The 25,588-nt window shown below is 33.9% G+C and carries 26 protein-coding genes; 6 read left to right on the top strand and 20 right to left on the bottom strand.

Annotated features, from left to right (window positions below; translation table 11 throughout):
* Positions 1-58: 58 nt before the first annotated feature.
* The 3 genes from AC3IS6_RS06920 to ruvC form a co-directional block, all read right to left on the bottom strand.
* The gene (locus AC3IS6_RS06920) at positions 59-436 is read right to left on the bottom strand and encodes a GxxExxY protein (RefSeq protein ID WP_489164235.1); all 378 of its coding nucleotides are present in this window, start codon (positions 434-436) and stop codon (positions 59-61) included.
* A gap of 121 nt (positions 437-557) precedes the next feature.
* The gene (hemW, locus tag AC3IS6_RS06925; RefSeq protein ID WP_489164236.1) at positions 558-1,712 is read right to left on the bottom strand and encodes a radical SAM family heme chaperone HemW; all 1,155 of its coding nucleotides are present in this window, start codon (positions 1,710-1,712) and stop codon (positions 558-560) included.
* A gap of 69 nt (positions 1,713-1,781) precedes the next feature.
* Complete coding sequence (ruvC, locus tag AC3IS6_RS06930; protein WP_489164237.1) at positions 1,782-2,336, bottom strand: crossover junction endodeoxyribonuclease RuvC; 555 nt, start codon at positions 2,334-2,336, stop codon at positions 1,782-1,784.
* Positions 2,337-2,480: 144 nt separating this feature from the next.
* Between ruvC and AC3IS6_RS06935 the strand changes: the two genes are divergently transcribed.
* Both AC3IS6_RS06935 and AC3IS6_RS06940 read left to right on the top strand, forming a co-directional pair.
* A complete protein-coding gene (locus AC3IS6_RS06935; protein ID WP_489164238.1) occupies positions 2,481-3,425 on the top strand; it encodes a hypothetical protein in 945 nt (314 codons plus the stop codon).
* Positions 3,422-4,525, top strand: a complete 1,104-nt coding sequence (locus AC3IS6_RS06940) for a glycosyltransferase family 2 protein (RefSeq protein WP_489164239.1) — start codon at positions 3,422-3,424, stop codon at positions 4,523-4,525. The genes AC3IS6_RS06935 and AC3IS6_RS06940 overlap by 4 nt, the downstream gene beginning before the upstream one ends.
* A gap of 1 nt (position 4,526) precedes the next feature.
* Here AC3IS6_RS06940 and AC3IS6_RS06945 read toward each other — a convergent pair whose 3' ends face one another.
* Together AC3IS6_RS06945 and AC3IS6_RS06950 are read right to left on the bottom strand one after the other, a co-directional pair.
* Positions 4,527-5,012, bottom strand: a complete 486-nt coding sequence (locus AC3IS6_RS06945) for a hypothetical protein (protein WP_489164240.1) — start codon at positions 5,010-5,012, stop codon at positions 4,527-4,529.
* 47 nt (positions 5,013-5,059) lie between these two features.
* Positions 5,060-5,443: a hypothetical protein gene (locus AC3IS6_RS06950; RefSeq protein WP_489164241.1), complete on the bottom strand. Its 384-nt coding sequence runs from the start codon at positions 5,441-5,443 to the stop codon at positions 5,060-5,062.
* A 48-nt stretch (positions 5,444-5,491) separates the two neighbouring features.
* Here AC3IS6_RS06950 and AC3IS6_RS06955 point away from each other — a divergent pair, with 48 nt between their 5' ends.
* Both AC3IS6_RS06955 and AC3IS6_RS06960 read left to right on the top strand, forming a co-directional pair.
* Positions 5,492-5,992 carry a DUF456 domain-containing protein gene (locus AC3IS6_RS06955; protein WP_489164242.1) on the top strand — a complete coding sequence of 167 codons (501 nt, stop codon included), beginning with the start codon at positions 5,492-5,494 and terminating at the stop codon, positions 5,990-5,992.
* A gap of 280 nt (positions 5,993-6,272) precedes the next feature.
* Positions 6,273-6,875 carry a DUF937 domain-containing protein gene (locus AC3IS6_RS06960; RefSeq protein WP_173967149.1) on the top strand — a complete coding sequence of 201 codons (603 nt, stop codon included), beginning with the start codon at positions 6,273-6,275 and terminating at the stop codon, positions 6,873-6,875.
* A 63-nt stretch (positions 6,876-6,938) separates the two neighbouring features.
* On the opposite strand, the gene AC3IS6_RS06965 is transcribed toward AC3IS6_RS06960, so the two are convergent.
* From AC3IS6_RS06965 to AC3IS6_RS06990, 6 genes are all read right to left on the bottom strand, one after another.
* On the bottom strand, positions 6,939-7,847 hold the full coding sequence (locus AC3IS6_RS06965; protein ID WP_173967148.1) for a pseudouridine synthase: 909 nt from the start codon (positions 7,845-7,847) through the stop codon (positions 6,939-6,941).
* A gap of 313 nt (positions 7,848-8,160) precedes the next feature.
* Positions 8,161-9,117 (bottom strand): geranylgeranylglycerol-phosphate geranylgeranyltransferase, encoded by a 957-nt coding sequence (locus AC3IS6_RS06970; protein WP_489164243.1) that lies wholly within the window; start codon positions 9,115-9,117, stop codon positions 8,161-8,163.
* Between the two features lie 91 nt (positions 9,118-9,208).
* The gene (locus AC3IS6_RS06975; protein WP_489164244.1) at positions 9,209-9,418 is read right to left on the bottom strand and encodes a hypothetical protein; all 210 of its coding nucleotides are present in this window, start codon (positions 9,416-9,418) and stop codon (positions 9,209-9,211) included.
* Positions 9,419-9,482: 64 nt separating this feature from the next.
* Positions 9,483-10,421, bottom strand: a complete 939-nt coding sequence (locus AC3IS6_RS06980) for a mevalonate kinase family protein (RefSeq protein ID WP_489164245.1) — start codon at positions 10,419-10,421, stop codon at positions 9,483-9,485.
* A gap of 30 nt (positions 10,422-10,451) precedes the next feature.
* Positions 10,452-10,802 carry a four helix bundle protein gene (locus AC3IS6_RS06985; protein ID WP_489164246.1) on the bottom strand — a complete coding sequence of 117 codons (351 nt, stop codon included), beginning with the start codon at positions 10,800-10,802 and terminating at the stop codon, positions 10,452-10,454.
* Positions 10,803-10,830: 28 nt separating this feature from the next.
* The gene (locus AC3IS6_RS06990) at positions 10,831-11,919 is read right to left on the bottom strand and encodes a diphosphomevalonate decarboxylase (protein WP_489164247.1); all 1,089 of its coding nucleotides are present in this window, start codon (positions 11,917-11,919) and stop codon (positions 10,831-10,833) included.
* A 155-nt stretch (positions 11,920-12,074) separates the two neighbouring features.
* Between AC3IS6_RS06990 and AC3IS6_RS06995 the strand changes: the two genes are divergently transcribed.
* Both AC3IS6_RS06995 and AC3IS6_RS07000 read left to right on the top strand, forming a co-directional pair.
* A complete protein-coding gene (locus tag AC3IS6_RS06995; RefSeq protein WP_263362507.1) occupies positions 12,075-12,551 on the top strand; it encodes a TspO/MBR family protein in 477 nt (158 codons plus the stop codon).
* Positions 12,552-12,613: 62 nt separating this feature from the next.
* Entirely contained in the window at positions 12,614-13,612 is a 999-nt protein-coding gene (locus AC3IS6_RS07000) for a tetratricopeptide repeat protein (protein WP_489164248.1), read from the top strand.
* Here the strand turns inward: AC3IS6_RS07000 and AC3IS6_RS07005 are convergent.
* The 9 genes from AC3IS6_RS07005 to AC3IS6_RS07045 form a co-directional block, all read right to left on the bottom strand.
* Positions 13,609-14,358 carry a hypothetical protein gene (locus AC3IS6_RS07005; protein WP_489164249.1) on the bottom strand — a complete coding sequence of 250 codons (750 nt, stop codon included), beginning with the start codon at positions 14,356-14,358 and terminating at the stop codon, positions 13,609-13,611. The genes AC3IS6_RS07000 and AC3IS6_RS07005 overlap by 4 nt on opposite strands.
* Before the next feature lie 295 nt (positions 14,359-14,653).
* On the bottom strand, positions 14,654-16,018 hold the full coding sequence (locus tag AC3IS6_RS07010; protein ID WP_489164250.1) for a YncE family protein: 1,365 nt from the start codon (positions 16,016-16,018) through the stop codon (positions 14,654-14,656).
* Between the two features lie 99 nt (positions 16,019-16,117).
* On the bottom strand, positions 16,118-17,194 hold the full coding sequence (locus AC3IS6_RS07015) for a hypothetical protein (RefSeq protein WP_489164251.1): 1,077 nt from the start codon (positions 17,192-17,194) through the stop codon (positions 16,118-16,120).
* 62 nt (positions 17,195-17,256) lie between these two features.
* Positions 17,257-17,433: an HAD family hydrolase gene (locus tag AC3IS6_RS07020; RefSeq protein ID WP_489164252.1), complete on the bottom strand. Its 177-nt coding sequence runs from the start codon at positions 17,431-17,433 to the stop codon at positions 17,257-17,259.
* A 4-nt stretch (positions 17,434-17,437) separates the two neighbouring features.
* Positions 17,438-18,646, bottom strand: a complete 1,209-nt coding sequence (locus tag AC3IS6_RS07025; RefSeq protein ID WP_489164253.1) for a BaiN/RdsA family NAD(P)/FAD-dependent oxidoreductase — start codon at positions 18,644-18,646, stop codon at positions 17,438-17,440.
* A 120-nt stretch (positions 18,647-18,766) separates the two neighbouring features.
* Positions 18,767-19,444, bottom strand: coding sequence for a glycerophosphodiester phosphodiesterase (locus tag AC3IS6_RS07030; protein ID WP_489164254.1), 678 nt, complete (start codon positions 19,442-19,444; stop codon positions 18,767-18,769).
* Positions 19,445-19,641: 197 nt separating this feature from the next.
* Positions 19,642-21,306, bottom strand: coding sequence for an alpha-amylase family glycosyl hydrolase (locus tag AC3IS6_RS07035; protein WP_489164255.1), 1,665 nt, complete (start codon positions 21,304-21,306; stop codon positions 19,642-19,644).
* A 159-nt stretch (positions 21,307-21,465) separates the two neighbouring features.
* Positions 21,466-23,337 carry a glycoside hydrolase family 13 protein gene (locus AC3IS6_RS07040; protein WP_489164256.1) on the bottom strand — a complete coding sequence of 624 codons (1,872 nt, stop codon included), beginning with the start codon at positions 23,335-23,337 and terminating at the stop codon, positions 21,466-21,468.
* A 112-nt stretch (positions 23,338-23,449) separates the two neighbouring features.
* Entirely contained in the window at positions 23,450-25,564 is a 2,115-nt protein-coding gene (locus AC3IS6_RS07045) for a glycoside hydrolase family 97 protein (protein ID WP_489164257.1), read from the bottom strand.
* Positions 25,565-25,588: the final 24 nt, after the last annotated feature.

Genomic DNA, 25,588 nt, shown 5'->3' on the forward strand with positions numbered 1-25,588 from the left:
AAGATCGCAAGGTTTTTTGCTTAAAATTATTGCGTTTTTAATTTTTATTCAAGAAATACTAAAGTTTGTTTACAACTCTGCGTATCCCATTTTTTATTAAAACTACATTAAAGTTTATTAATAAACCTAATTTAAAATTTGTTAATTTTAAATAGGTCAATAGTTGGGCGAAATGAATTTCATTTAAAGCATCGACGGATTTTATTTCCAAAATTACTTTATTTTCAATTATTATATCTAGTCGATAACCAATATCTAACTTTACTTTTTCGTGAATTAAAGGTAAAGGTTTTTGTTTTTCAATTTCTAAACCAGTCTTTTTTAATTCATAGACCAGACATTCTTCGTAAGCACTTTCCAAGAGTCCGGGACCTAAAGTTTGATGAACTTTTAAAGCACAATCAAACACAATTCTTGATAATTCATTTTCTGACATGAGTTTTAATTTTAAATAGTAAAACTCAAATGTAGTATAAAAAAATAAAAGTAATTTTATTCTTACATTAATTATGTTGTGCTCTTTGCGTAAACCTTAGCGAACCTTGCGGTTAAACTTCTTATTCCAAATTTAAGTAAAAGAGATCACTTGCAATTCCATCCGTTAAAAATTTTCCTTTTGCGGTTGGTTTTAGAATGTTGTTTTCAATAAAAAGTAAATCATCGTTTAGGAATTTCTGAGATTGTTTTTGGAGATAATCCAGATAATCTGAGCCAAATTCAGCATCAATCCGATCTAAGGAAACGCCCCAAATCGTTCTTAACCCCGTCATAATATATTCGTTATAACGATCAGATTTAGACAGAATTTCAGTTTCTATGGGAAGTTCGTCATTCTGAATTGATTTGATGTAAAGGGAATTGTTCGCCACATTCCAACCTCTTTTTTCACCATCGTAGCTGTGCGCCGAAGGGCCAATTCCGATGTATTTTTTACCGAGCCAGTAAGCCGAATTGTTTTTGGAGAAATAATTTTCCTTTCCGAAATTGGATAATTCGTAATGAATAAAACCATTTTTTTGAAGGGTGTCGACCAGAATCGTAAAATGATTGGATGTGGCTTCGTCTTGGGGTTCTGCAATTTTTCCCGTATCGATTAGTTTTTTTAAGGCTGTTTTGGGTTCTACCGTCAGAGCATAACTCGAGATGTGTGGAATGCCAAAGGACAACGCTGTCTCAATATTTTTTTTCCACATTTCGTCAGTAAGACCGGGAATTCCGTAGATGAGATCGAGTGAAATGTTATCGAAATATTTGGTCGCTTCTTTTAAGCAATTTATCGCTTCTGCGGAATTATGAGCACGGTTCATCATTTTTAGATCTTCTTCGTAGAATGACTGGATCCCAATACTTAAGCGGTTTATAGGGCTTTTAGATAATTCGAGAATTCGCTCGGGAGACAAATCATCGGGATTTGCTTCAAGTGTTATCTCCGGATTTTCAACAACATTATAATTGTTGTAAACGGTATCGATTAAAAAGTTTATCTCGTCATTACTCAAAACCGAAGGAGTTCCCCCTCCAAAATAAATAGTCTCAATCTGGTCGTCATTTTGAGCAGAGTCAATAAATTTCAACTCATTTTTTCGCATAATAATTTCTTTGGCTAAAGCCAAAACCATCTCGTCTTTCTTTTTCATTGAAGTCGAAAAATGAAAGTCGCAATAGTGACAAGCCTGCTTGCAAAAAGGAATATGGATATAAATACCGCTCATTTTTAGTCTCAGTTTTCGGTCCCGGTTTTCAGTCTCAGTATTTTTTTAGTTGTAAACTGTGACTGAAAACTATTTTTTAATTCGTTCTTCATTTTGTTTTACAAAGGCATCCCAACCCGAATAACTTTTGCCGGCAACGACTTTTCCGGAATTAAAAAAGTGACAAACGGCAGCTGCCAAACCATCTGTTGAATCGAGATTTTTAGGTAATTCTTTCAGTCCTAGAAGCTGTTGCAGCATTTTTGCTACCTGTTCTTTACTGGCGTTTCCGTTTCCGGTAATTGCCATTTTAATTTTTTTTGGTTCGTATTCTGTGATCGGAATATCTCTCGAAAGCCCTGCTGCCATTGCTACGCCTTGTGCGCGGCCTAACTTTAGCATTGACTGAACGTTTTTACCAAAGAAAGGAGCTTCAATCGCAATTTCGTCCGGATGGTGCGTTTCTATTAATTCGATCGTACGCTCAAATATGATTTTTAATTTTTGGTAATGATTGTCGTATTTAGAAAGTTGCAACTCGTTAAGCTGCAGAAATTCCATTTTTTTATTGGTGACTTTTATCAGTCCAAAACCCATAATTGTGGTTCCGGGGTCAATACCTAATATGATGCGTTCTTTTGTCAATTTTTTTGTTTTGGTTACATAAAGTCGCACTAAGTTAACACAGAGATTCACAAAGTTTTTTTGATTCTCTTTGTGTGTCTTTGTGGATGCTCAGAGAATCTTTGTGAAATAGCTTTTTCGTAATAGTTTGCTTTACTTTGCAGCATGATTTCAATTCCTCACAAAACTAAGCAATTCCTTGTTCTTCTAATCAAACTTTTGATTGTAGGTGGTGCATTTTACTTTATTTATAATCAGTTGGCACATAATGATAAGCTCGACTGGCAAAAATTCATTGTACTGTTTCGTAAAAATCAGTCCGTATTAGGAATTGGTTTTATCTTGCTTTTGAGCGTTTTGAATCGTTATTTTGAAATTCTGAAATGGCAGAATCTGGCTAAAGTAATTCATGAAATTTCTTTGGGAGAGGCGACAAAACAAGTTCTGGCGGCTTTAACAGCAGGAATTTTCACGCCAAACGGAGTAGGAGAGTACGCTGGAAAAGCATTGTATTATTCGAAATCTGAAGCTAAAAAAGTAATTTTTTTAAACCTTATTTGTAACGGAATCCAGATGATCTTAACGGTGATTTTTGGGATTTTTGGCTTGTTGTATTTTAATGCCAAACATGAGATTATTACGACGCAAACCGTTGCTGTTTTGTTTGGGATTTTTGTATTGCTTTTTATTGTTTTGTTTTCCCTGAAGAAAATAAAAATTAAAGGATATTCGATCGAGAAATTAGTACATAAGATTAACGAAATCCCTAAACCAATTCACCGTAAAAATATTCTTTTAGGAGTTTTGCGTTATTTGGTTTTTTCGCATCAATACTACTTTTTGTTTTTGGCATTTGATGTCGATTTGCCTTATCTTACTTTAATTGCTACCATTGCTGTAGTATACTTTTTGGCTTCGTCACTGCCTACTTTTCAGTTTCTTGATTTTGCGGTAAAAGGAAGCGTTGCGATTTATTTCTTTGGAATTTTAGGAGTAAACGAATGGATTGTAGTTTTTATCAGCACTTTGATGTGGTTTCTTAATGTGGTTTTACCCGTCGTTATAGGTGCTTATTACGTTTTGAATTTTAAAACCAGAACTGTCGAATGATTTTGGTTTTGTATACCATATTAGGGATTTACGTGATTACTATTGGTTGGCTTATTTATGGTTTTGCTAAAGTAAAAAAGTATCAAAGCACAGATTTAAAACCTCAAACGAGTTTTACAATTATAGTTCCGTTTCGGAATGAAGATGAGAATTTGCCTAACCTTTTAGAGAGTTTTTCAAAACTGAATTACCCTAATGATTTGTTTGAAGTTATTTTGGTAGATGATAATTCTAAGGAGAAATTTCAAATCTCACATTTCGCATTTCACATTTCACAAATTGATAATATTCGGGTTTCGAATTCTCCGAAAAAAGATGCTATTTCGACTGCTATGGAACAGTTAAAAACCGAATGGGTTATTACTACTGATGCCGATTGTTTGGTGTCTAAAAATTGGTTGTTAACCTTCGATAATTACATTCAGCAAAATAAGGTTTCGATGCTTGCGGGGGCGGTGAGTTATGCAGGTGAAGACTCATTTTTGCATCATTTTCAGCAATTGGATTTGACAAGTTTACAAGGAGCAACAATTGGAAGCTTTGGACTTCAAAAAGCCTTTATGTGTAACGGAGCCAATTTTGCCTATACTAAATCAATATTCGAAGTTTTAAATGGATTTGAAGGGAATGATAAAATTGCCAGTGGAGATGATGTTTTTTTATTGCAAAAAGCTGTTGAAGAATTTCGTGATGAAGTTCACTATTTAAAAGCAACGGAAGCAATTGTTACGACCAAACCAACGGAAGACTGGAAGACCTTATTTTATCAGAGAGTACGTTGGGCGGCCAAAACAAGTTCGTATCAAAGTCGTTTTGGAAAGATTTTAGGGGTAATCGTTTTCTTGGGAAACTTGAGTTTTGTAACAGTTTTTTTTTGGGTACTCTTTTCGATCTGGCCCTATTATTTTTTCGTTTGCTTTGCCTTTTTAAAATTTACAATCGATTTTATTTTACTCAGCTCTACCAATCAATTTTTGACAAAAGACCGTATAAAAAGTTTGTTTTTAAGTAGCCTGTTGTATCCCTTTTTTAGCTCGACTGTGGCTTTGTACAGTTTGTTCGGCTCTTATGAATGGAGAGGAAGAAAGTTCACGAAATAAACTATTTTTTTTCTTTAGCTTTAAGAATAACAGGTAGGATAAACTGAGTTTTTACGGGGATTCCGCGTTTAAAGGCCGGATTTATTTTTGGAAAATCGACTAAACGGGCATGTAGAATACTATCAATTTTAATCGTATCGTAAGCAACAGAATCGTTCGGAAATTGTGGTTCGAATTTCATGGTTGAATTAGGGAAAACCGTCACTTTTACTTCAATTGTGTCGAGTTCAGGATATAATATTGCAAGGGTGTCAATATCCAGTTTTTCTTGAATGAGCTGTGACATTACTTCAAAGAAGCACTGTTGGCGTTGTTTTTTATCGGCGATCTTTTCGCAATTGGCTACGGAGGGAAATTCGTCAACTTCTTTCCAGTTAATTGATTTTAGTTCTTTTTGAAGTAATTCTTTTTCAGAGGGAACCTGCTTCTCAAAATATTGACAAGAATTGAAAAATAGAACAATTAATAAAAGGAAAAATTGCTTCAAGAGTTTGATGTTGAATTGAACGATCATATTAAGGCATAAAAATACGATTATTTTTTTTGGGAAGCTTTGAATTGCAAATAATCTTCGTAGTTTTCTGACAACCATTTTTCTTTGTTTTGCGCTGCAACTTCTTTTTGCTCAGGATATAAAGAAGCCAGTCGATCAGAAAAAACAGCAATCCGGACGGTATAATTGTAGAATTCCGTTTTATTTAATACAATATTTGGATCATTTTTGCGATTAAAATATTCGAAGAATAGGGCGTCAAAATCTTTCATCGAAAAATTTAGTACTTTTTTCTTGTTACTTTTATAAATGCTGTCTTGCACAAGCTTGTCGTTGATGGATGGTTTTTTAGTTTGGGCATGTAAATTGCTATTGATTGCGAGGATCAAAAAACTACAGGAGATAAAGTGCAAAAATTGACGCATTAATTCGTTCCTTTAGAAAGTTTGTAGCTCAAATTTACAAAAAAAGATATGGATTTACTATTGTTACTACTTGGTTTTATATGTATGATTGTTGGGGTTTTTGGTAGTTTTTTACCTGTGTTACCTGGATTGTCATCTTGTTGGATGGGCTTATTATTGCTTTATCTGACAGAAGCAGTTGAAAATAATTATTGGGTTTTGGGAATTACACTTTTGCTAACCATTGTAATTACAGTTCTTGATTATATAATTCCGGCAAAAGGGACTAAGAAGTTTGGTGGTAGTTCGTATGGAGTCTGGGGGACGAACATTGGTTTAATCCTTGGTATTGTTGCTCCTATTCCGTTTGGGGTTATCATTGGACCTTTTGTTGGGGCTCTTGTTGGAGAATTGATTTATGATTCAGCCAACCACCAACGTGCATTAAAAGCAGCTACAGGATCAGTTTTGGGTTTTCTTGCTTCAAGTTTTGTAAATTTTTTATTCTGTATCATCTTTCTGGGCATTTTCATTAGCATTGTCTGGCAAAATCGCCTGTTACTGTTTTAAATCGCGTATTTATCCTTAAGCTTTTTCTTATTTTTTCATTTTTTATTAAAAATAACTGTATTTTTTTCTAACCAGTTTTTATTTGTTTTGATAACGAATGGGTTATGTTTACTGGAACTTCAGGATTTTTATGCTCAACAATTGTTAAAGCTACAATTGACTATTTAACTTATTTTTTGGAAATGTTAAAATATTTTATATTTTTATCCTGATAAACGATAAAAAGCCTCACTTTGTCGATTATTTTTAATGGATTTAAATAATTTTAAACAAGTTAAGTATGACTCCAAACCTACAAATTGAACTTAGACGTTTTATTTCTTCTAATGTTGTTTCAAAGTTGAACAAGTTTTATTTTGAAAATGATGCACTTTTAATTAAGGGAATTGATGTTTCGATAGGTACAGTTTTAATGGGGTTGTATAACAGGGCCGAGGAGTCGGATTTTTACAAAGGAATTGCTTCATTAATACAAGATGATTCTACTTTTTATCAGGAAGTTGATTTTACATCAGGACGTATTTTATCAGTTGATGATTGCTATCGTTTAGAAGGAAATGGTTTGTTGAAAGAAATTTTTACTAATAAAAAAGGCAGGATTTCTGAAATGATTTCTAACGAAGTCGGAATAAAAAGCGAAACTGCCAGGGAAATTCTTAATTTTTCAGCCTTATTAGTTGTCTCTTATCTTAAGAATAATATTCAAATAGTAGAGAGTTTAAAATTACTTTTGGAAGATCAAAAAAGAGACATTTTAAATAGTATTCCACCCGGAATCAAGATTATCCTGGGATTTTCATGCTACGAATCGGTAGAAGAAAAAAACCAATCTATAGGAAGATCTATTTTTACATTATTCGGTCATAACTTTTTTAGCTTCTAAATAAAAAATCCCGTCTTACAAAAGTAAAACAGGATCTATATTTAATTCAATTTGAATGGCTTCTTAAACATTTTTCAAGTTGATGATTTCCTGGTCGGTTAAAAAACGCCAGTTACCTCTAGGTAAATTTTTCTTGGTTAAACCTGCAAATGATACACGATCAATACGTAGTACATCATAATCAAAGTTTTCGAAAATAGCACGTACCACTTTTACATTCGAAGAACGTAATTTAAGACCTACTTCGCTTTTCGCTTCTTTTTCAATATAGCTGATCTCTTCAACAAAAACACGGTGTCCGTCAAGAACCAAGCCTTTGCTTATTTTTTCTAAATCTTCAAATTTTAAGTTTTTATCTAAAGAAACCTGGTAGATTTTAGATGACTTTTGACTTGGTAAAGTGAATTTACGAATCATGTCAGTATCGTTCGTAAACAATAATAAACCAGTTGTGTTTTTGTCCATTCTTCCAATCGGAGCAATTTTTGCCGTAGTAGAACCGCGAACTAATTCTAAAACATTACGATATTCCTGACCTTCGTCAAGAGCGGTTGTAAAGTTTTTAGGTTTGTTTAATAAGATGTATTCTTTCTTTTCAGGAGTCAAAGTAACACCGTCAAAATTCACAACATCATTTAATTTTACTAAATAACCCATTTCAGTTACCGGAACACCATTTACTTTGACATTTCCGGACTGAATGTATATATCAGCATCACGACGTGAACAAACACCTGAATTAGAGATGTATTTATTCAAACGAATTTCGTCTGCAGCTTTTTGTCTTTTTGGAGCCTGATTCTGTTTTTTGATTTTTTCTGCCTTTTCTTCTTCGGCAGCCTTCACAGCAGGTTTCACTTTTTTCGGCCCTTGAGCACGTTTTGCCATAGGAGGTTTTGGCTTGTTAGAGTTTGGCCTAGAGCTATTTGGTCTCGATCCGCCTCTTTTATTATTGCCTTCCTTATTGTTCATAAATTCTGTAATTTGTGCAAAGATAGTTTATTCTTGCTAAATAATCCTAAGTTCATTGTTCTTAGATTAATAGCTGTTATTTTTTAGAGTTGCCGAAGCATAACAATTGGCTTTTTTACAGGCATTTTTTCCCGCTTTTCGTTTCAATCTTTTATTTGAAAAAAATAAAAGGATTTCCACTTCAATCGGGGCTACTTTCAAACAATCGGCTTCTTTTGAGCATTTTGAAAAAAGTTATCCCCCAAAGATTTAAGAAAGAAAAAGCAAAAGGTAAAAAAAGACGTGAAAATCTGTATCATCTGTGTGCAGTCTTTTAAAACTTCAGTAGTAAGTTTTTTCCATGCCATAAAACACTCGGATTAATCAGTACGATGCAAAAAACACCCGAAACGATCAAAAATTTCAAAACATTGTGGAGTAATAAAAATTGTTCTTTCGAATTTGATTTCCATAAATAAATCAGGAAGAAAAGCAATACGACAAAACAGATATAAAAGTAAATATCCATATAGCCCACATCATAAATGTTGATTAGAATGTAAACCGGAACCACAGTTAAGAGGGTTAAAACGGTAATGATCTGTTTTGAGACTTTTTCATTGTAAAGTATCGGAATCGTTCTGTAATTATTCACTAAATCGCCTTTTAGGTTCTCTAAATCTTTGATCATTTCCCGAATCAGTAATAATAAAAACAGGAAAACGGCATGAGATGAAATAACCATAAAATGACTCATGTGGTCTTCGATTTCTTCAAATGAAATTTTGTTATAGAAATATAAGAGAATAGCAAAAAATGGGACTACTGCCAGGAAGGCTGCAGTAAGATTGCCTACAATGGGATACTTTTTTACTTTATGGGAATAAAACCAGATTAGGAAAATATAAACCGAAAAGAAAAGGAAAGCGCGCCAGGAAACAATCAGAGCCATTAAAGCGGCGATAAAATTGAGCGTGAAATAAACCGATAGTTTTGTTTTTTGGCTGACTAATCTGTCCAGCATTGATTTGTTAGGCCTGTTGATTAGATCTTTTTGGCTATCGTAGAAATTATTAATGATATAACCCGAGGCAATAGTGATCGCAGAGGCAAAAACGATTAGAAACAAATTAAAATCCAGTAAAATATCCAGTGCTCTTTTTTCAGGGGCGAGTATAAAAATCGCTGATAAGTATTGTGCCAAAACAATAATCGGAATGTTATAGCCTCTCACTACTGAGAACAAGCTAACAATTTTCATGACTAAAAGTTTGTGCTGTCTGCTTAACATTTTTTGATTTTGGTTTCGGATTTTAATTCTAGACTTGTTTGTAGGTTCTCGTTCTGTAAAACATAGAAAGGCTCCCTGTAAATTTGGAGCTTTAGGAGTCGAAAACAAAAAGTTTTGATCCGGTTGCAGAGCAGATAAAGACAGCAATCTCTTTAATAACCAGTCCTGAAAACTTTGCTTTTGTGGAGTGAACGGTAATACTAAAGCTTTTTTCTAAAAGTACGAATAATGAGATTAAAGGGGCTAAAAATAGAAAGCCTCCTAAAAAAGTCGCTTTGATAATCTTTAAAGTACTATTCATACGCCATAACTTTTAAGGTTCTTTTAAAGACTATCCAAATAAGACCGGTTTTTTGAGGTTGGCTTTAAAACTGGTAAACTACCTCTAATTTATAATCTTTTAAAGAGGCTTTAGCGCGTTCCAGATCCTCGGTAAAACCCAAAATATAACCGCCTCCGCCCGAACCGCAAAGCTTTAAATAATAGTCATTCGTATCAATTCCGTTCTGCCAGATTCCATGAAATTGTTCCGGGATCATTGGTTTGAAGTTGTTTAAAACGACTTTTGAAAGCTTTTTAGTATTGGTAAATAACGATTTCATGTCACCATGTAAAAAGTTTTCTACACAAGCATCGGTATATTTTACAAACTGATTTTTAAGCATGGTACGGAAACCCTTGTCTTTCAGGTTTTCCATAAAAATATTGACCATCGGAGCAGTTTCACCTACAATTCCTGAATCTAATAAAAATACAGCACCTTTTCCGTCAAAACTCTGAGTCGGAATTCCGGTTGCTTCAATGTTATCTTTAGAGTTGATTAAGATTGGAATGCTTAAATAGCTGTTTAAAGGATCTAAACCAGAACTTTTTCCGTGGAAAAAACTCTCCATTTGAGCAAATATGTTTTTTAACTGCAACAGTTTTTCACGAGTTAGATTCTCTAAAACAGTTATTTTATGAGTAGCGTATTTATCGTAAATAGCGGCGACAAGTGCACCGCTGCTTCCAACTCCGTATCCTTGCGGAATACTGGAATCAAAATACATTCCGGTTTCAACATCATTTTTTAAAGTAGTCAAATCAAAAGCAACCAGGTCCGGTTGTTCTGTTTGTAACGTTTCAAGGTAAGATGCAAAACGCTTTAAACTTGCATTGGATGCCATTGCTTCTGCTGAAGGATCTTCGGTTTTCTTTAAAGCTCCGTTGTAAAAATTATAAGGAATAGAAAGTCCTTTAGAGTCACGGATGATTCCGTATTCTCCAAAGAGTAATATTTTTGAGTAAAATAAGGGTCCTTTCATAATTGAAAATGAATAATTAACAATTGATAATTATATGTTTTTAGAAGTTTTTATGATACTCGTAAGTAGTCTTAATAACTCAATGATTTTAGGTTTAATATTTTGAAATTCGATATCGGAAAGATATTTTGTTTCATACAGCAAATCTAACCAATATTCTGTTTCGTTTGCTTCTTTTAATGAAATAGACAACTTATGGATAAAATCTGCTTTACTTTGGGCATGTTCAGATTCTCTTACATTTGCACCAATTGATGTTCCTGAACGCAAAATTTGTCTAGATAAAATAAATTCTTTTTTCTCACTTAGAGCTTTGTAAAGGTTTACAATATCAATTGCAAAAGCAAAGGACTTCTCTTTTATAACGTTTTTCTTTTCCATAAAGTTACTAATTATTAATTGACAATTGTTAATTATCAATTAATAAAGCACCTGCTCCAATTTTGTCGCAAATGTACTGACCATTCTGGCAAAATACAACTAATTCGTCCTGAATAAATTGTAGTACTTTGTCGGTAACATTTTCGGGATATAAAACGTGAACATTTGCTCCTGCATCAAGTGTAAAACAAACTGGTATTTGTGTTTCGTTTCTGAACTTCCAGATGGCATTGATGATTTGCAACGTGTTAGGTTTCATTAAAATGAAATATGGCATTGATGTCATCATCATCGCATGCAAAGTCAATGCTTCGCTTTCTACAACTTTGATAAATTCATTTAAATTACCATTTTCAAAAATGGCAATTAACTGGTCCAGATTGTTGTGTGCCTGAGCAAAACGTCTTTCAGCATAGGGATGGTCGTGCATCAAATCGTGTCCAACGGTACTCGAAACCTGTTTTTCACCTTTATCAACCAGTAAAATAGTATCCTGATAGTTGTTGAAATTCTCATGTAAAGTATATGGGAATTCTACGCCAAACAAATCCGAACTTCCTTCAATGTTGGCCTGGTTTCCCCAAACTACGACATTTCCTTTTACACTTCGACAGGCGCTTCCAGATCCCAAACGAGCTAAGAAAGAAGCTTTTTGATAAAAGTATGCATCACTCATTTCAGGGTTTAACATCTTCTCTAAACTCATAAAATTCATTGCCAAAGCAGCCATCCCTGAAGCCGAAGAAGCAATTCCTGAGCTGTGGGGAAATGTATTTTGAGTATCAATTGTAAAATGATATTCTTTCAGGAAAGGTAAATAAATTGCAATTCGTTCTAAAAACTTTTGAATTTTTGGTTTAAAATCTTCCTTTGGTTTTCCTTCAAAAAGTAAATCAAAAGAAAAAGAATCCTGATTTTTTTTCTTTGCAAAACCTAATTTCGTAATCGTTTTGCAATTATTTAAAGTAAAACTTACCGAAGGATTTGCCGGAATTTGATTGTCTTTTTTGCCCCAATATTTTACTAATGCAATATTGCTGGGAGCGCTCCATTCAAAGTTTCCGCTTTCGACGGATGAAGTATAGGTATTAGGAATAAAATCAGTTGCTGTAAACATGAAATATAAAATTTTGGCAAAGATAGTTTTTAAAATATTTCGCCATGTAAGTTATATCAGAAAATGTAAGTCAGATTCCAACTAAAATGAACTTGAGAGCGCTTATAGGATTTACATTTTCTTTTTGATTATTTTTGGACAAAAATCAAAGCAAAATGAACAAGATCGTCAAAATCGCAATTGCATTAGTTATTTGTTTAATGGTGGGGTATTCTGCAAGTGTAGTAACAAGGCCAAGTGTTGAAACATGGTATCCGACTCTTATAAAACCGGTTTTTAATCCGCCCAATTGGATTTTTATGCCTGTTTGGACTTTGCTTTATATCTTAATGGCGGTTGCAGCCGGATTGGTTTGGGATAAAGTAAAGGAGCAAAAAGAGACAGTGAAAATTGCCTTAGGCTTCTTTTTAATTCAGTTAATATTAAATGCGATCTGGTCGTATTTGTTCTTCGAATTGAAGAATCCGATGCTGGCCTTAATCGAAATTGTGCTTTTGTGGCTTATGATTTATGAGACGTATCTAAAATTTATAAAAATTAATAAAATTGCCGGATATTTATTGATTCCATACATGGCTTGGGTAGCATTTGCAGGAGTTTTAAATGCCAGTATCTGGTGGTTGAATAAGTAGTGTTTTTGTTTCAGGTTACAAGCTTTTTTTGTTTCAAGTTAATTCTATGATAAATCTGCTTTATGAATAAATTTAAGCTCACTTTAGTTGTTTTGTTTTTAATTTCATTTAAGTGTTTTGCCTGCTTGAATGGCGAGACTAAAACATTAAAAAATGGGTATTTAATTTACATCGATTACAGAGGAATTGTTCCTCGTGGTCATAATTTTGACGCAGGAGTTTCTTCCCGGTTGCTTTTTGAACTCGATAGTATCTATAAAAAGACAAAGGATATAGATTATTTATCTGATAAAGGGTATGTTTTAATCGTTCTGAAAAAGTATGAGGAAGCATTAAAATTGTATCTAAATATTGAAAAGATTAAGCCGAATAAGTATTCTACAGCATCAAATCTTGGAACGCTCTACGAATTAATGGGAGAAAATGAGAAAGCTTATGATTGGATTAAGAAATCAATTGAAATAAATCCCGAATCTCATGAAGGATCAGAATGGATACATTTAAAAATATTAGAGGCCAAAATTAAGAATTTAAGCAGTGTTTCCGGGGAGTTTTTAATAGGTACAAGTTTTGGTACAGCTGAGATTCCTAAAAGTAGTTTTTCAAAATCTGAATTAGAGAGATTAAGTAAATCTATTTATTATCAGTTGAATGAACGTATAACCTTTATAAAACCAAAGGACAAAATAATTTCGATCTTGTTTTTCGAATTGGCTAATATTGTCAAAATAATTGAAAAGAATAAAACGGCAATTGAAATATATGAACGTGCAAAAGAGTACGGACTAGATAATGAATTGATTAATAAAAGGCTGCAATATTGCTATCAATTTGAGATTAATTATTGTGAAAGTCGAAATCTAAGACTTTATGATGCAAATCGCGATTTAAGATCTAAAATGAATGGAATCGATAGAGGCTATGTAAATCAAATCGAAATAACTTTAATTATTTTATCTATTGTTATAGCAATCTTAATAATTGCTTTGGTTGTTTTTTATATTAAGTGGAAGAGTTTAAAAGATTACATTTTTCTGAATGATTCAAAAACGAATGTTTAATTCTTATTCTCCGTTTTCAGCTTTTTGAACATCTCATTTTTGGCATACATAAAATCCATTGTAGTGAGAATGTTGCTGTTTGTTAAAAGCGTTTTAGATCTGGGATCAGCATCACAAAATTCAATAAAAAGATCTTTCTCTTCCGGTTTTAGTTTTAAATTTTTGCTAAAAAAATCATCTGGAATTGATGTCGACACAAGTTTTTTGAAATTAGTTTCCGGAGTTTTAGTTTTGACAGGCTCATCGTCTTCTGTTTTAAATAAATTAACCAAACCTTTTCCCAACCTTGCAAAATCGATCCCATTTGGAATGGTTCCGTTATAAACACCCGTATATTTTTGTAAAGAGGCTGCATCTTTTGCCAATTTTATATCGTCTATTTCTTGTTGAGAGATTTTTACCGGATCAAATTTGATATTGGTAATAACGACTTCCTCTAATTCTTCCGGTTTTATAACCATATTCACGGTGATGTTGTTTTGGTCTATGTTTTCCTGGGTTATTTTTAGCCTGGTAAAAAAATAATCTTTGGAAAAAAACAGTAAACTATCCCGGCTTTTGACTAAAATAGAGAACTCACCCAGATTATTTGTCTGCGTACTTGTTTTGGCTGTTTTGTTTATGACTTCGACTTTGTTTAGTGGATAGTTATTGGATATTACTTTTCCGTGAAGTAATTTTTCTGATTGTGAAACAGACAGCTGATAGGTGAAAAAAGAAATTGTGGTAAGTAGTTTTACTTTCATTTAATGGTATTTAGTTGAAAGTAAAATTATTAGAATTGTCTTAACTAAAACTTAGTAAACCTGTAAATTCTTGTTAATTATAGTTTGCTTACAAAGTTTTTCCGAGCTAGTCCTTTAATAATAAAAAAGAGTTTGTTGTTGATTTTTGCAATAGAAATAAAGGCTGTTTTAGCATCAAATTTTTCATACTCAAAAAAAACAATTGCCTCCATTTCATTTTCAGAAAAAGAGGCAATTGCCGTGATTTGTTTTGTAATGAAGAATATCTTTTATCAATTAGATTAGATGTAATAGGTTATTGAGTACTTATTTTTTCTATTGCCCATTCTTTGGCTAAACCTGCTCCGGTTGCTTTTACAATTACAAATAAATTATTTCCGACAGAATTACTAAATACAAAAAAAGGTTCGGCATCGTAAAATACTTTATTTGATTCACTTTTTGATACAAGAAACTGCTCTAACGGTATCTTGTTTTTAAAAGTAAGATTTGAGTCATTATATACATAAATGTATGGAGGTTTCTTTTGATTCCAATTATCAGCTACTAGTAGTAGATATAGATTGTTTTTTACTGATGAATGATCTAACCATTGAATAGGAGAGTATGCGTTCGTTTCAGTATTGATTGTGCCGTTATATAACATATCCTGACTTTTAAGTTCGGAAGTTTTAAATACAGTTTTTCCTCTTGTAAATATTCTATTCCCATCTTCAGAAAACCATAGATTTCCGTTCATGATATAATCTCCATGATAGGGAGAATCGTAGCTATATTCTGCATTTCCATTTTGAATGTTGTATTTCTCTATATCCATTGGAGATAACCCATTTTCTGCGCCATATATATATTTGCCTGAAGGATGTAATCGTGCTTTATTTCCTTCGTAAATTTTTTCACCAATATGTTCATATTCATTATCATTCGCCAAGCTTAAATTTATAGATCTTATGAAGGTCGATTGACCTTTCGCAGGGAAAACGTATGCCCATTTATTATTTCCAAGCACAATATCATTTGCGTAACAAGATACAGGATATGTTTTTGTAATAGTTTTGTTAGTTAAATTGATGTAAGAAATATGTTTATCATGTCCAGCAACTGCTGTTTTTCCATCAGGAGATATTGAGATACATGTAGGGGCATATAATAATGGTATACTTTCAATCAAGCCTGTATTTGTAGATAGAATATTTACTGCAGCGGGACTTGCCGAGACATATACAAGCTGATCAGTAACTTTAGAAAACTCCGCATCGACAACATCAGAGTTTAAAACTACTTTCTGTTCTACAAAATTGGTTACACTTACAACAATTGAATCTTTTTTATTGTTGATATTTAGATATAATTTTGAATAAGATTTACCATTTGGCAAGGTCTTTTTATCAACAGTGACCATAATTCCATCATGATTTAGCGAAGTTACAACCCCTTCTTTCTTAGAAAGTTCGATATAGTTTTTTGAACTTACGAGAGTATAATTTAAAGAGGTTTCACCTTGATTCTCAATGTTAAGAACAAGTTTGTTATTGAAAACAGTAAAATTTAAGGTATCCGGTACCGAGTAATTTGCGTCTTTAATTTGTTCATTTGAATCGTTACTCGAACAGCCGATAAGTGTTAACAATGCGATTAATGTAAATGCAATTTTTTTCATATTATTTATTCATTTTGTATCTCATGACTTTTATAGTTTATCATAACTATAAAAAAGGAAATGTAAATAGTAAGTGGTTTTTATTAAAAGAAATAATTATTAGTTAATATTGATTTTTTGAATTGCCCATTTATTAACTAAATCAGAATCAAGTGCTTTTGTTACTACAAATAAACGATTCCCAGTTGAATTGCTAAAGACAAAATAAGGTACCGCATCATAAGTTTCTACATTGTTTTTTTTTGTTTGATTGAAATATTTTTCCAAATCAAATTTATTTACATAGCTAAGATCTGAATCGTTAAAAACATAAATGTTATTTGATTTTATCGGATTCCATTTATCGTCATTTGAAAAGATTACATATAATTTTCCTTTTGAAGAAGAATGATCCAGCCAATCAATTTTATAATTGCTTTCAGAAGGAATTTTACCATTATATACAGCATCTAAATTATTAAGTTCGGAAGTCTTTAAAACACTTCTCTCTCTAGTAAAGAGCCTATTGCCGTCTTCTGAAAACCATATGCTGGGGATAGTGTAGTTTTCTTCTTCAAAGTTGGATTCGTATTGATCGTCAATATCTCCTTTTTTAATTGTAAGTCGTTGAATTTTAGCTCTTGATAGTGGACTTTGTGAATAAATATATTTACCTGATGGATGTAGTCTTCCTTTAGTTCCTGCGCTTATTTGATTGTATATACTTCTGGGCATTTCGTAATTATATTCCAAATTCATATTTACGCTTTTTATATACGTCCACTGATCTTTTTCTGGAAAAACATATGCCCATCTATTATTTCCAAGAACAATATCGAGTGCAGAACAAGAAATATCATAGGTTTGGATTATGGATGGATTTTTTAAATTAAGATGTGTGATGTGACCATCATGACCTACTACAGCTGTATTACCATTTTGTGAAATGGAAATACATGTAGGGGTATACGCCAGCGAAATTTTTTGTAATGATTCGGTACTGGAATTAAAAATATTTACTTGGGAAGGATTTGATGATACATATACTAATTGATCCGTTTTTTTTGAATATTCAGCATCTATAACATTTGTTTGTAATGTTATTTTCTCTTCTTTGATTTTTTTAGAATTGTTAGAGTCATTTTCACAACTATAGATTGTAAATAAAAGTACAGCTCCTAATAATATTTTTCGCATTTTTTTTGTAAGTCTTGTCTTGTTTTTCGGGTGCAAATATAAAAAGTCTTTTAAAAAATTAACTATAGAATTTCAATTAATTCCGAAGCTTTGTTTACAACCAATTTTGCACCACTTGTTTTTAGTTCTTCTTCGGTTCTGTAGCTCCAGGAAACTCCAACTGGAAACATATTAGAGTTTATTGCTGTCTGCATATAAATATCTGAATAGCCAACAAAAAGAATTTCTTTAAATTTCATTTTATTAAATAGCATTCGCCAAAATAAACCCGCTTGTCCAGGCATTTTGAAAATTGAAACCACCTGTAATAGCATCAATATTGACAATTTCACCTGCAAAATAAAGATTTTGATGCAGTTTGCTTTCCATGGTTTTAAAGTTGATTTCTTTTAAATCGATTCCGCCTGCTGTAACAAATTCTTCTTTAAAAGTACTTTTTCCGTTGACCTGAAACGTTGCTTTCGTGAGTTGAGAAGCGAGTTGCTGCAATTGATTTTTAGACAAATCAGCCCATTTAGTTTCGGTGTCAATGCCCGAAGCCAGAACTAAACTTTCCCACAAACGATTCGGAAAGTCGAAAGGTGATTTTTTTGAAACGGCTTTCTTCGCATGTTCCTGTTTTATCTCTTTCAGTTTTTTTTCAGCATCTTCTGTGTCAACATCATTTAACCAATTAACGAAAATAGTGAACTGATAATTTTTATCGAACAGGGTACGGGCTCCCCAGGCCGAAAGTTTTAGAATGGCCGGGCCGCTCATTCCCCAATGTGTAATTAACAAAGGTCCGGTCGATTCAAGTTTGGTATCTTTTACGGTAACAGTAACTTGTGCTGCAACACCAGGTAATTCTTTTATTCGGGGATCTTTAATATTAAAAGTAAAAAGGGAAGGAACAGGGCTTACAACTGCATGTCCTTGGTTTTGCAGCATTTCCCATATTTTAGGATTGCTTCCGGTGGCCATTACTAATTTTTCGGCAGCGAAATTTTCATTTTGAGTATCAATTTTCCAGCAATCTTCTTTTTTAAAAATCGATTGTACACTTTGCCCTGTTAGTACTTTTATACCTAGTTTTTCGGTGGCATTTAAAAAACAATCAATAATCGTTTGTGAGGAATTGGAAACGGGAAACATTCTGCCATCTTCTTCGATTTTAAGTTCAACGCCATGTTTTTCGAACCATTCGATTGTATCTCCGGAACAGAATTGATGAAAAGGACCACGAAGTTCTTTTTCGCCACGCGGATAAAACTTAACCAGTTCGTTTGGTTCAAAACAGGCGTGGGTTACGTTGCATCTTCCGCCGCCCGAAACACGAACCTTAGAGAGTACTTCCTTTCCTCTTTCTAAAATGGCAATTTTCAGTTTGGTATTTTTCTCTGCAATATTAATCGCAGTAAAAAAACCTGCAGCGCCTCCGCCAACAATGATTATGTCGAAATTTTTGATCATATTATTTTGATTTGCCACGAATTACACGAATTGGCACTAATTTTTTTGCCACAGATTATAAGAATTATAAGAATTTTAAAATCTGTGTAAATCCTCTAATCTGTGGCTAAAATTTTAAACTTATATTTTATCTGGATTGTCAGAGATAATTCCGTTTACGTTATAACTTTTTACTTTTTGTATGTCTTCATCTGAATTTACCGTCCAGGGTAAAACTAAGAATCCTTTTTCCTGAATCTCTTTTACATTATTTGTATTCAATAATTGAAAATCAGGATGAATTGCTCTTGCTTTTATCGTTTCGGCAAAAGCCAAAGCAGTATCAAGATTTTCTTCTGTTAAAACACCAATTAAAATTTTTGGATTTAAACGGGATGTTTCCTGCAGCATATTCCAATCGAAACTTGAAACAATAAATTGATTGTAATTCCAGTTTTTTTCTGAGATATATTGTTCAATTAACGCGACAACTTTACTGGGTGTTCCTAAGCTTTTTAATTCGATATTGATCAGACATTCTTTGTCAACCAAATCAAAAACCTCGTTTAAAGTGGGGATTTGGTATTTTTCATCAATCAGAAACGATTTTAAATCAGCTAAAGAAAAAGTATTTACGAAACCTTTTGCGTTAGTCGTTCTGTCTATAGTTTCATCGTGAATGACAATTAAGTGCCCGTCAGCGCTCAACTGAACGTCAAGTTCGATTCCGTCAGCATTTAGATCTAACGCCTTCTGAAAAGCTTGCAGTGTATTTTCGGGTTCGTAAGCTTTTGCGCCTCTGTGTGCTATTTTTAGCATTTTGCCGTGTTTTTTCTAACCGCAAAGGTCGCAAAGTTTTACGCAAGGTTAGCAAGGAATTTATTAAAAATTAAATAGCCATAAATTCACGAATTTATATTTTCAAAGATTGTCAAAAAATAATTCGTGAATTGCTTCGCCTATTCGCTATCGCTCGGGTCGTGGCTAAAAAAAATGAACGTTCTGCTGTTAAGCTCTTAAATCTTTTCAAGTAAAACAATATCTAAATCGCTATCAATAATTACTTTTCCATTAATTACTTCAACTTTCAGGCTGGAGTAAGCGTCTTTTAATTTTGTTCCGTTTAGGAAGATTTCGCCAACAGTTAGCTCTTTTCTTCCTTTTGGTAAATCTAATCCAATTACAACTTTATCATTATAAGTATCTTTTGTAAAAACTCTCGAAAAAACGTAAGGTTGTGCACTAATCTGATTGTGAATTCCAGCTCCAACAGCGGGATGATTTCGTCGAAACTGACCTAATTTTTGCCAGTGCAATAGTGTTTTTTGTGTTTCGGGATTGTTTTGAATTTCGTCCCAATTCATGTTTGAGCGCAAAGTAGCATCTCCCTGGGTGCCTTCGATTACTAAAGGTCGGGCAGATTCATCACCATAATATACCTGTGACATTCCCGGTGATAGCAATAATTTAGTTCCGCTCTCTATGCTTTTTGTTCGGTTGGCATCGAAAGGCTGACCGTCATCATGTGATGACATATAGTTTAAAACCGAATATCCTTTTAGCTCATTAGTAAGGTGATTGGAATATTTTGAAAACAAACCTTCATAGTCATTTTGAGCGGCATTCCACTTGAATTCAAAATTAATCATGCTGTTGAAACCGTTTTGGAAATAATTTACTTTTCGATCTCCAAAATCATAGTCCTGCCCATCACTTATTCCGTATCCGTAAACTTCGGCAATCGTATAAAAGGGGTTTTGATCTAAAACTTCCAAAGGATGTTGTTTTTTCCAGACTTCGAAAGCATAGTCACATTCTTTTTTAAAATCGGCCCAGACACTTTCTTCGGTATGTTTTACGGTATCGCCTCTGTAACCGTCAATTCCGAATGCTGTAATATAATCAGTGAGCCATTTTATGATATAATATTTTGGACTTCTTGGATATCCTGTTCTTTTGAAGAATTCATCCAGTGAAGCGATTTCTTTTTCATAGCGGCCTTCTTTCTTCCACTTTTCGATTAAAAGAGGGGGTAATTCGACATTCTGTGTACTTTCTGTTTTTACATCCGGAAGGTTCTCAACTAAGGTACACATGGTTGTATTTTCAAATGATTTGTAATCACAAACAACTCCTGTTCGAACCCAGTCTGAAGGCCAAACGGGATCTTCCGGAGTTACCGGACCTGTATGGTTGATAACACCGTCCAGAATAATTCGGATGCCTTTTGCATGGGCTTTTTTGACTAAATTGGCTAAGTCTTCTTTAGTTCCGAAATTTGGATCCAGCGCTGTCCAGTCTTTTGCCCAATAGCCATGAAAACCATAGCTAAGTCCTGTTCCTTCGTCTACTCCACCGTGTATTTGCTCTACAATGGGAGTTAGCCAGATCGCATTGATTCCTAATTGAGTAAAATAACCGGACTCGATTTTTTTTGTGATTCCAATAATATCGCCACCTTCAAAACCACGTAATTTTCCCGGAGTCCTGGTTCGGTTGAAGTTGAGGTCGTTAGAAGTATCTCCGTTGTAAAAACGATCGGTAAGTAAAAAATAAACATTGGCTCCTTCCCAAACGAAGGGCACTTTTGAAGTATCGTTATTCATTGTAACTGATTTTGAGCCAGAACAACTCATGATTAAGGATACTAAAGGTAAAAAAAGGAAAATGTATTTTTTCATTATTCAGGAATTTTTTAGATATGGATTATGTTGAAAAAAAATAGCCACAGATTAAAAGATTAAAAATGATTTTTTTAAATCTGTAATAATCTTTTAATCTGTGGCAAAAAAATATTGCGAACTTTTGCGATTGTTCTTTGCGAACTTTGCGGTTAAGTTTTATTCCAATTCTAAAACCAAAGCAGATTTTGGTTCCAAAGTAATTTCAGAAGTTAAATCGAATGTTTTTCCGGTGATCACATCTTTACCTGTTTTAAAAGTTTTGACGTTTTCCTTAAAACGGTTTGTTTTTAAAACTTGCTCTTTTGCATTGTTATTGAAAACAACCATTACAGTTTTAGCATCCGTATATCTGAAATAAACATAAGTGTTGTTTTCCGGAATGTAATGTGTCATCTTTCCGAAATGAACAGCTTCGTTTGATTTTCTCCAGTTGAATAATTTAGAGGTGAAGTCAAAATATTTTGCTTGTTCAGCCGTTCTGCCTTCTTTGGTGAAAGCATTGTTTTTATCACCGGTCCATCCGCCTGGGAAATCCTGACGAATGTCGGCATCGCCTTTGCTTTTGTCACCGCCCATTCCAATTTCTGAACCGTAATACACTTGTGGGATTCCACGAATTGTAGCCAATAAAGTCATTGTTAGTTTGTATTTTGCTAAATCATATTTAAAATTATGATTGATACGGTCGGTGTCATGATTTTCGGCAAAAACTAAAATATTATCGGTGTTTGGATACAAATAATCCATTGCAAAATTGTTGTAGAATTTAATCAATCCATTATCCCAGCTTGGTTCATTTTCGTTGAAAGCAGAACTAATCTGACTTTGAAGCGTAAAATCCATCACACTTGGTAAATTTGAATTGTAATTTTCGATCGCACCAATTTTACTGTCTTTTTGCCAATAAGCTAAGTTCGCCTGATTGTGCATCCATATTTCTCCAACAATATTGAAATTAGGATATTCGTTCGTAACTGCTTTTGCCCAATTGGCCATTGCAGTTGGATCAGAGTAATTGTAAGTGTCAACTCTGAATCCGTCAAGATTGGCATATTCAATCCACCAGATCGCATTTTGAGTCAGGTATTTTGCTACTAAAGGATTTCTTAAGTTCAAGTCAGGCATAGAAGGTACAAACCAGCCGTCGACGCAAACTTCCTGATCTATTTTTGAAGCGTGAATATCGGTAATTACTTCGCGTCTGTGGTGCGTTTGGGTAAAAGTTTCAAATTGATTGAACCATGTTTTGGTTGGAATATCTTTCATCATCCAATGGGTAATTCCCCAGTGATTGGTCACATAATCCATAACCAGTTTCATGTTTTTTTTATGTATTTCTGTAGACAGACGAACATAATCTTCATTTGTTCCGTAACGCGGATCTATTTTGTACACGTCTGATTGTGCATAAGTATGGTACGAGTGCTGTTTGTCGTTGTCTTCACAAAGGGGCGTATTCCAAATAGTGGTTGCACCAAGAGACGAGATATAATCCAGGTTTTTAATGATTCCCTCGATGTCTCCACCGTGACGGCCACTTGGATCCTGACGGTTCCCTTTTTCGGTTAAAGCGGCATTGCTGTCATTTTTCGGATTTCCGTTTGCAAAACGATCTGGCATGATGAGGTACATTACATCTGATGCATCGTAGCTTTTTCGGTCTGCCGAGTTGGCTCTTCTTTCTTTAAGCGTATATTTTTGAGTAAAAGCGACTTTGTTTTGGGTTTTGAAGGAGAAAACCAATTCGGAAGCTTTTAGGTTTTGCGTATCGATGGTAACAAAAAGGTAGTTTGGATTTTCTGTTTTTTCAACGCTTTTAATCACCACATTATTTGAAACAGAAGTCTCGTATTGTGAAATGTCTTTTCCGTAGAACATAATCTGCAATTCCGGATTTTTCATGCCGGCATACCAAAATGGGGGCTCTGTTTTTTGGATTTGCGCTTTCGCGGAAGTGGAAAATAATAGAACTATTAGGATTAATTTATAGATCGAATGATTTATAAGTAATGTTTTTTGGTTTGTCATAGTTTTATTTTTAGTTCGATTTTCTACATGGTTTTTAAAACCTGTTAGGATAAAATATGTCAGATTAAAAAAAGACAAGTAATCTTGGGGGAATTACTTGTCTTTGAAAAAATTATTTAGTTTCGATAATGCTTATCGCATAACCGCCGCCAGGAGCAGACAACTGAGATAATTTTGATTTATTGGTTACAGCAATTTTCTTGATGGTGTAAGCTTGCGGATTTGTTTTGTAATGCGCGTCTTTTGCATCAGCATAAATTGTTGCTGTGTATTTTTTTCCTTTTTCAAGGAAGCTGAAATCGATGTTTGATGTACGTGAAGTTTCACCATTTACATTTCCAACGAACCAGTTGTTTGTTCCTTTTGCTTTACGGGCAACAGTGATAAAATCACCCGGCTCAGCTTCAATATATTTACTTTCAGACCAGTCTACCGCTACATCCTTAATAAATTGGAAGGCATCCGGAAAACGGTTGTAGTTTTCAGGAGTATCAGCAGCCATTTGCAACGGACTGTACATGGTAACGTATAATGCCAGTTGGTTTGCCAGTGTACTGTTTACATGAGACTTGTTATCAGGATTCATTTTGCTGATATCCATTTCGAAAATTCCCGGAGTGTAATCCATTGGACCTCCGATTAAACGTGTGAAAGGTAAAACGGTTACGTGATTTGGTTTAGAACCTCCAAAAGCCTGGTATTCTGTTCCTCTTGCCGCTTCATTTCCAATTAAGTTTGGGTATGTTCTGCAAATTCCTGTTGGACGAACTGCTTCGTGAGCGTTCACCATAATTTTGTAATCGGCTGCTTTTTCGATGGCATATTGATAATGGTTTATAATCCACTGATCATAATGGTTTTCACCACGAGGCAGGATGTCTCCAACATAGCCACTTTTTACAGCATCGTATCCATTGTCTTTCATGAATTGGTAAGCTTTGTCCATATGACGCTCGTAGTTACGAACTGAACCTGAAGTTTCATGATGCATGATGATTTTTACTCCTTTTGATTTTGCATATTGATGCAAACCTTTCACGTCAAAATCCGGGTAAGGTGTTACAAAATCAAAAACATAATCTTTAGAGTGTCCAAACCAGTCTTCCCAGCCTTCGTTCCATCCTTCTACTAAAACGGCATCGAAACCATTTGCAGCAGCAAAATCAATGTATTTCTTTACGTTAGCATTATTTGCTCCGTGAGTTCCGTTTGGTTTTGCTTTTGAGAAATCAGAAACACCCAATTGCACGGTTGGAAAATCGTTGGTATAAGACCATGAGCTTTTTCCAGTAATCATTTCCCACCAAACACCAATGTATTTTACAGGCTTAATCCATGAAGTATCATCGATTTTTGAGGGATCATTTAAATTTAAAGTCATTTTTGAAGCCAGAATTTCTCGGGCATCATCACTTACCATAATAGTTCTCCATGGCGAGTGGCTCGGAGCCTGCATATATCCTTTGTCTCCTTTTGCATCCGGTGTTAACCATGATTCGAAAATCATGTTTTTATCATCTAAATTCAGGTGCATACAAGAATAGTTGATCAAAGCGGCTTCGTGTAAGTTGATGTAGATTCCGTCGTTTGTTTTTAACATCAAAGAAGTCTGAACTCCTGTTGGTGAGAAAGACTTTTGCGAAACGTTAGCGGTATAAGCTTTTTCAGAAAGACCTCTGATTTCAGACAATTTTGATTTGGTGTAATCGTATTCCTGAGTGTCATAATCTCCCGGAATCCAGAACGCAGTGTGGTCGCCCGCCATTGCAAATTGGGTTCTTTCTTCCTTAATTACAAAATAGGTAAGGTTCTTTTGAGTCGGGAACTCATATCGGAATCCTAAACCGTCATCAAACAAACGGAAACGGATTACGATTTGTCTTTCTGTTCCTTTTTGATTTAAAGTTACAGCCAGTTCATTGTAATGGTTTCTGATGTTGTCGACTTCGCCCCAAACCGGTTTCCAGCTCTCATCAAAAGTGGTTGTTTTTGTGTCGACAACCGTAAAATCATTCAATAACGATTTTTTATCGTCTTTAAGCTCAAGGCCTAATTTACTGGTTTTAACAACCTCTTTATTTTTGTATTTTAAATTGTAAGTTGGAGTTCCGTCGTTTTGAAGCGAAAATTCCATTACGAACTTTCCTTCGGGTGATTTTAATTGTTGTGCTTTTGCTATCGAGCTAAAAGCAAACAGGATTAAACTTGCGAAAAATAAGTTTTTCATGTTTTTGAGTGTTTAAGTGTGTTG

Source organism: Flavobacterium sp. KH_035 (assembly GCF_057839565.1).

Bases quoted from the DNA above. Each gene is read 5' to 3' on its own strand.
- AC3IS6_RS06920 (WP_489164235.1), bottom strand. From the start codon at position 436: ATGTCAGAAAATGAATTATCAAGAATTGTGTTTGATTGTGCTTTAAAA.
- hemW (WP_489164236.1), bottom strand. From the start codon at position 1,712: ATGAGCGGTATTTATATCCATATTCCTTTTTGCAAGCAGGCTTGTCAC.
- AC3IS6_RS06935 (WP_489164238.1), top strand. From the start codon at position 2,481: ATGATTTCAATTCCTCACAAAACTAAGCAATTCCTTGTTCTTCTAATC.
- AC3IS6_RS06940 (WP_489164239.1), top strand. From the start codon at position 3,422: ATGATTTTGGTTTTGTATACCATATTAGGGATTTACGTGATTACTATT.
- AC3IS6_RS06950 (WP_489164241.1), bottom strand. From the start codon at position 5,443: ATGCGTCAATTTTTGCACTTTATCTCCTGTAGTTTTTTGATCCTCGCA.
- AC3IS6_RS06955 (WP_489164242.1), top strand. From the start codon at position 5,492: ATGGATTTACTATTGTTACTACTTGGTTTTATATGTATGATTGTTGGG.
- AC3IS6_RS06960 (WP_173967149.1), top strand. From the start codon at position 6,273: ATGACTCCAAACCTACAAATTGAACTTAGACGTTTTATTTCTTCTAAT.
- AC3IS6_RS06965 (WP_173967148.1), bottom strand. From the start codon at position 7,847: ATGAACAATAAGGAAGGCAATAATAAAAGAGGCGGATCGAGACCAAAT.
- AC3IS6_RS06970 (WP_489164243.1), bottom strand. From the start codon at position 9,117: ATGTTAAGCAGACAGCACAAACTTTTAGTCATGAAAATTGTTAGCTTG.
- AC3IS6_RS06975 (WP_489164244.1), bottom strand. From the start codon at position 9,418: ATGAATAGTACTTTAAAGATTATCAAAGCGACTTTTTTAGGAGGCTTT.
- AC3IS6_RS06980 (WP_489164245.1), bottom strand. From the start codon at position 10,421: ATGAAAGGACCCTTATTTTACTCAAAAATATTACTCTTTGGAGAATAC.
- AC3IS6_RS06985 (WP_489164246.1), bottom strand. From the start codon at position 10,802: ATGGAAAAGAAAAACGTTATAAAAGAGAAGTCCTTTGCTTTTGCAATT.
- AC3IS6_RS06990 (WP_489164247.1), bottom strand. From the start codon at position 11,919: ATGTTTACAGCAACTGATTTTATTCCTAATACCTATACTTCATCCGTC.
- AC3IS6_RS06995 (WP_263362507.1), top strand. From the start codon at position 12,075: ATGAACAAGATCGTCAAAATCGCAATTGCATTAGTTATTTGTTTAATG.
- AC3IS6_RS07000 (WP_489164248.1), top strand. From the start codon at position 12,614: ATGAATAAATTTAAGCTCACTTTAGTTGTTTTGTTTTTAATTTCATTT.
- AC3IS6_RS07005 (WP_489164249.1), bottom strand. From the start codon at position 14,358: ATGAAAGTAAAACTACTTACCACAATTTCTTTTTTCACCTATCAGCTG.
- AC3IS6_RS07010 (WP_489164250.1), bottom strand. From the start codon at position 16,018: ATGAAAAAAATTGCATTTACATTAATCGCATTGTTAACACTTATCGGC.
- AC3IS6_RS07015 (WP_489164251.1), bottom strand. From the start codon at position 17,194: ATGCGAAAAATATTATTAGGAGCTGTACTTTTATTTACAATCTATAGT.
- AC3IS6_RS07020 (WP_489164252.1), bottom strand. From the start codon at position 17,433: ATGAAATTTAAAGAAATTCTTTTTGTTGGCTATTCAGATATTTATATG.
- AC3IS6_RS07025 (WP_489164253.1), bottom strand. From the start codon at position 18,646: ATGATCAAAAATTTCGACATAATCATTGTTGGCGGAGGCGCTGCAGGT.
- AC3IS6_RS07030 (WP_489164254.1), bottom strand. From the start codon at position 19,444: ATGCTAAAAATAGCACACAGAGGCGCAAAAGCTTACGAACCCGAAAAT.
- AC3IS6_RS07035 (WP_489164255.1), bottom strand. From the start codon at position 21,306: ATGAAAAAATACATTTTCCTTTTTTTACCTTTAGTATCCTTAATCATG.
- AC3IS6_RS07040 (WP_489164256.1), bottom strand. From the start codon at position 23,337: ATGACAAACCAAAAAACATTACTTATAAATCATTCGATCTATAAATTA.
- AC3IS6_RS07045 (WP_489164257.1), bottom strand. From the start codon at position 25,564: ATGAAAAACTTATTTTTCGCAAGTTTAATCCTGTTTGCTTTTAGCTCG.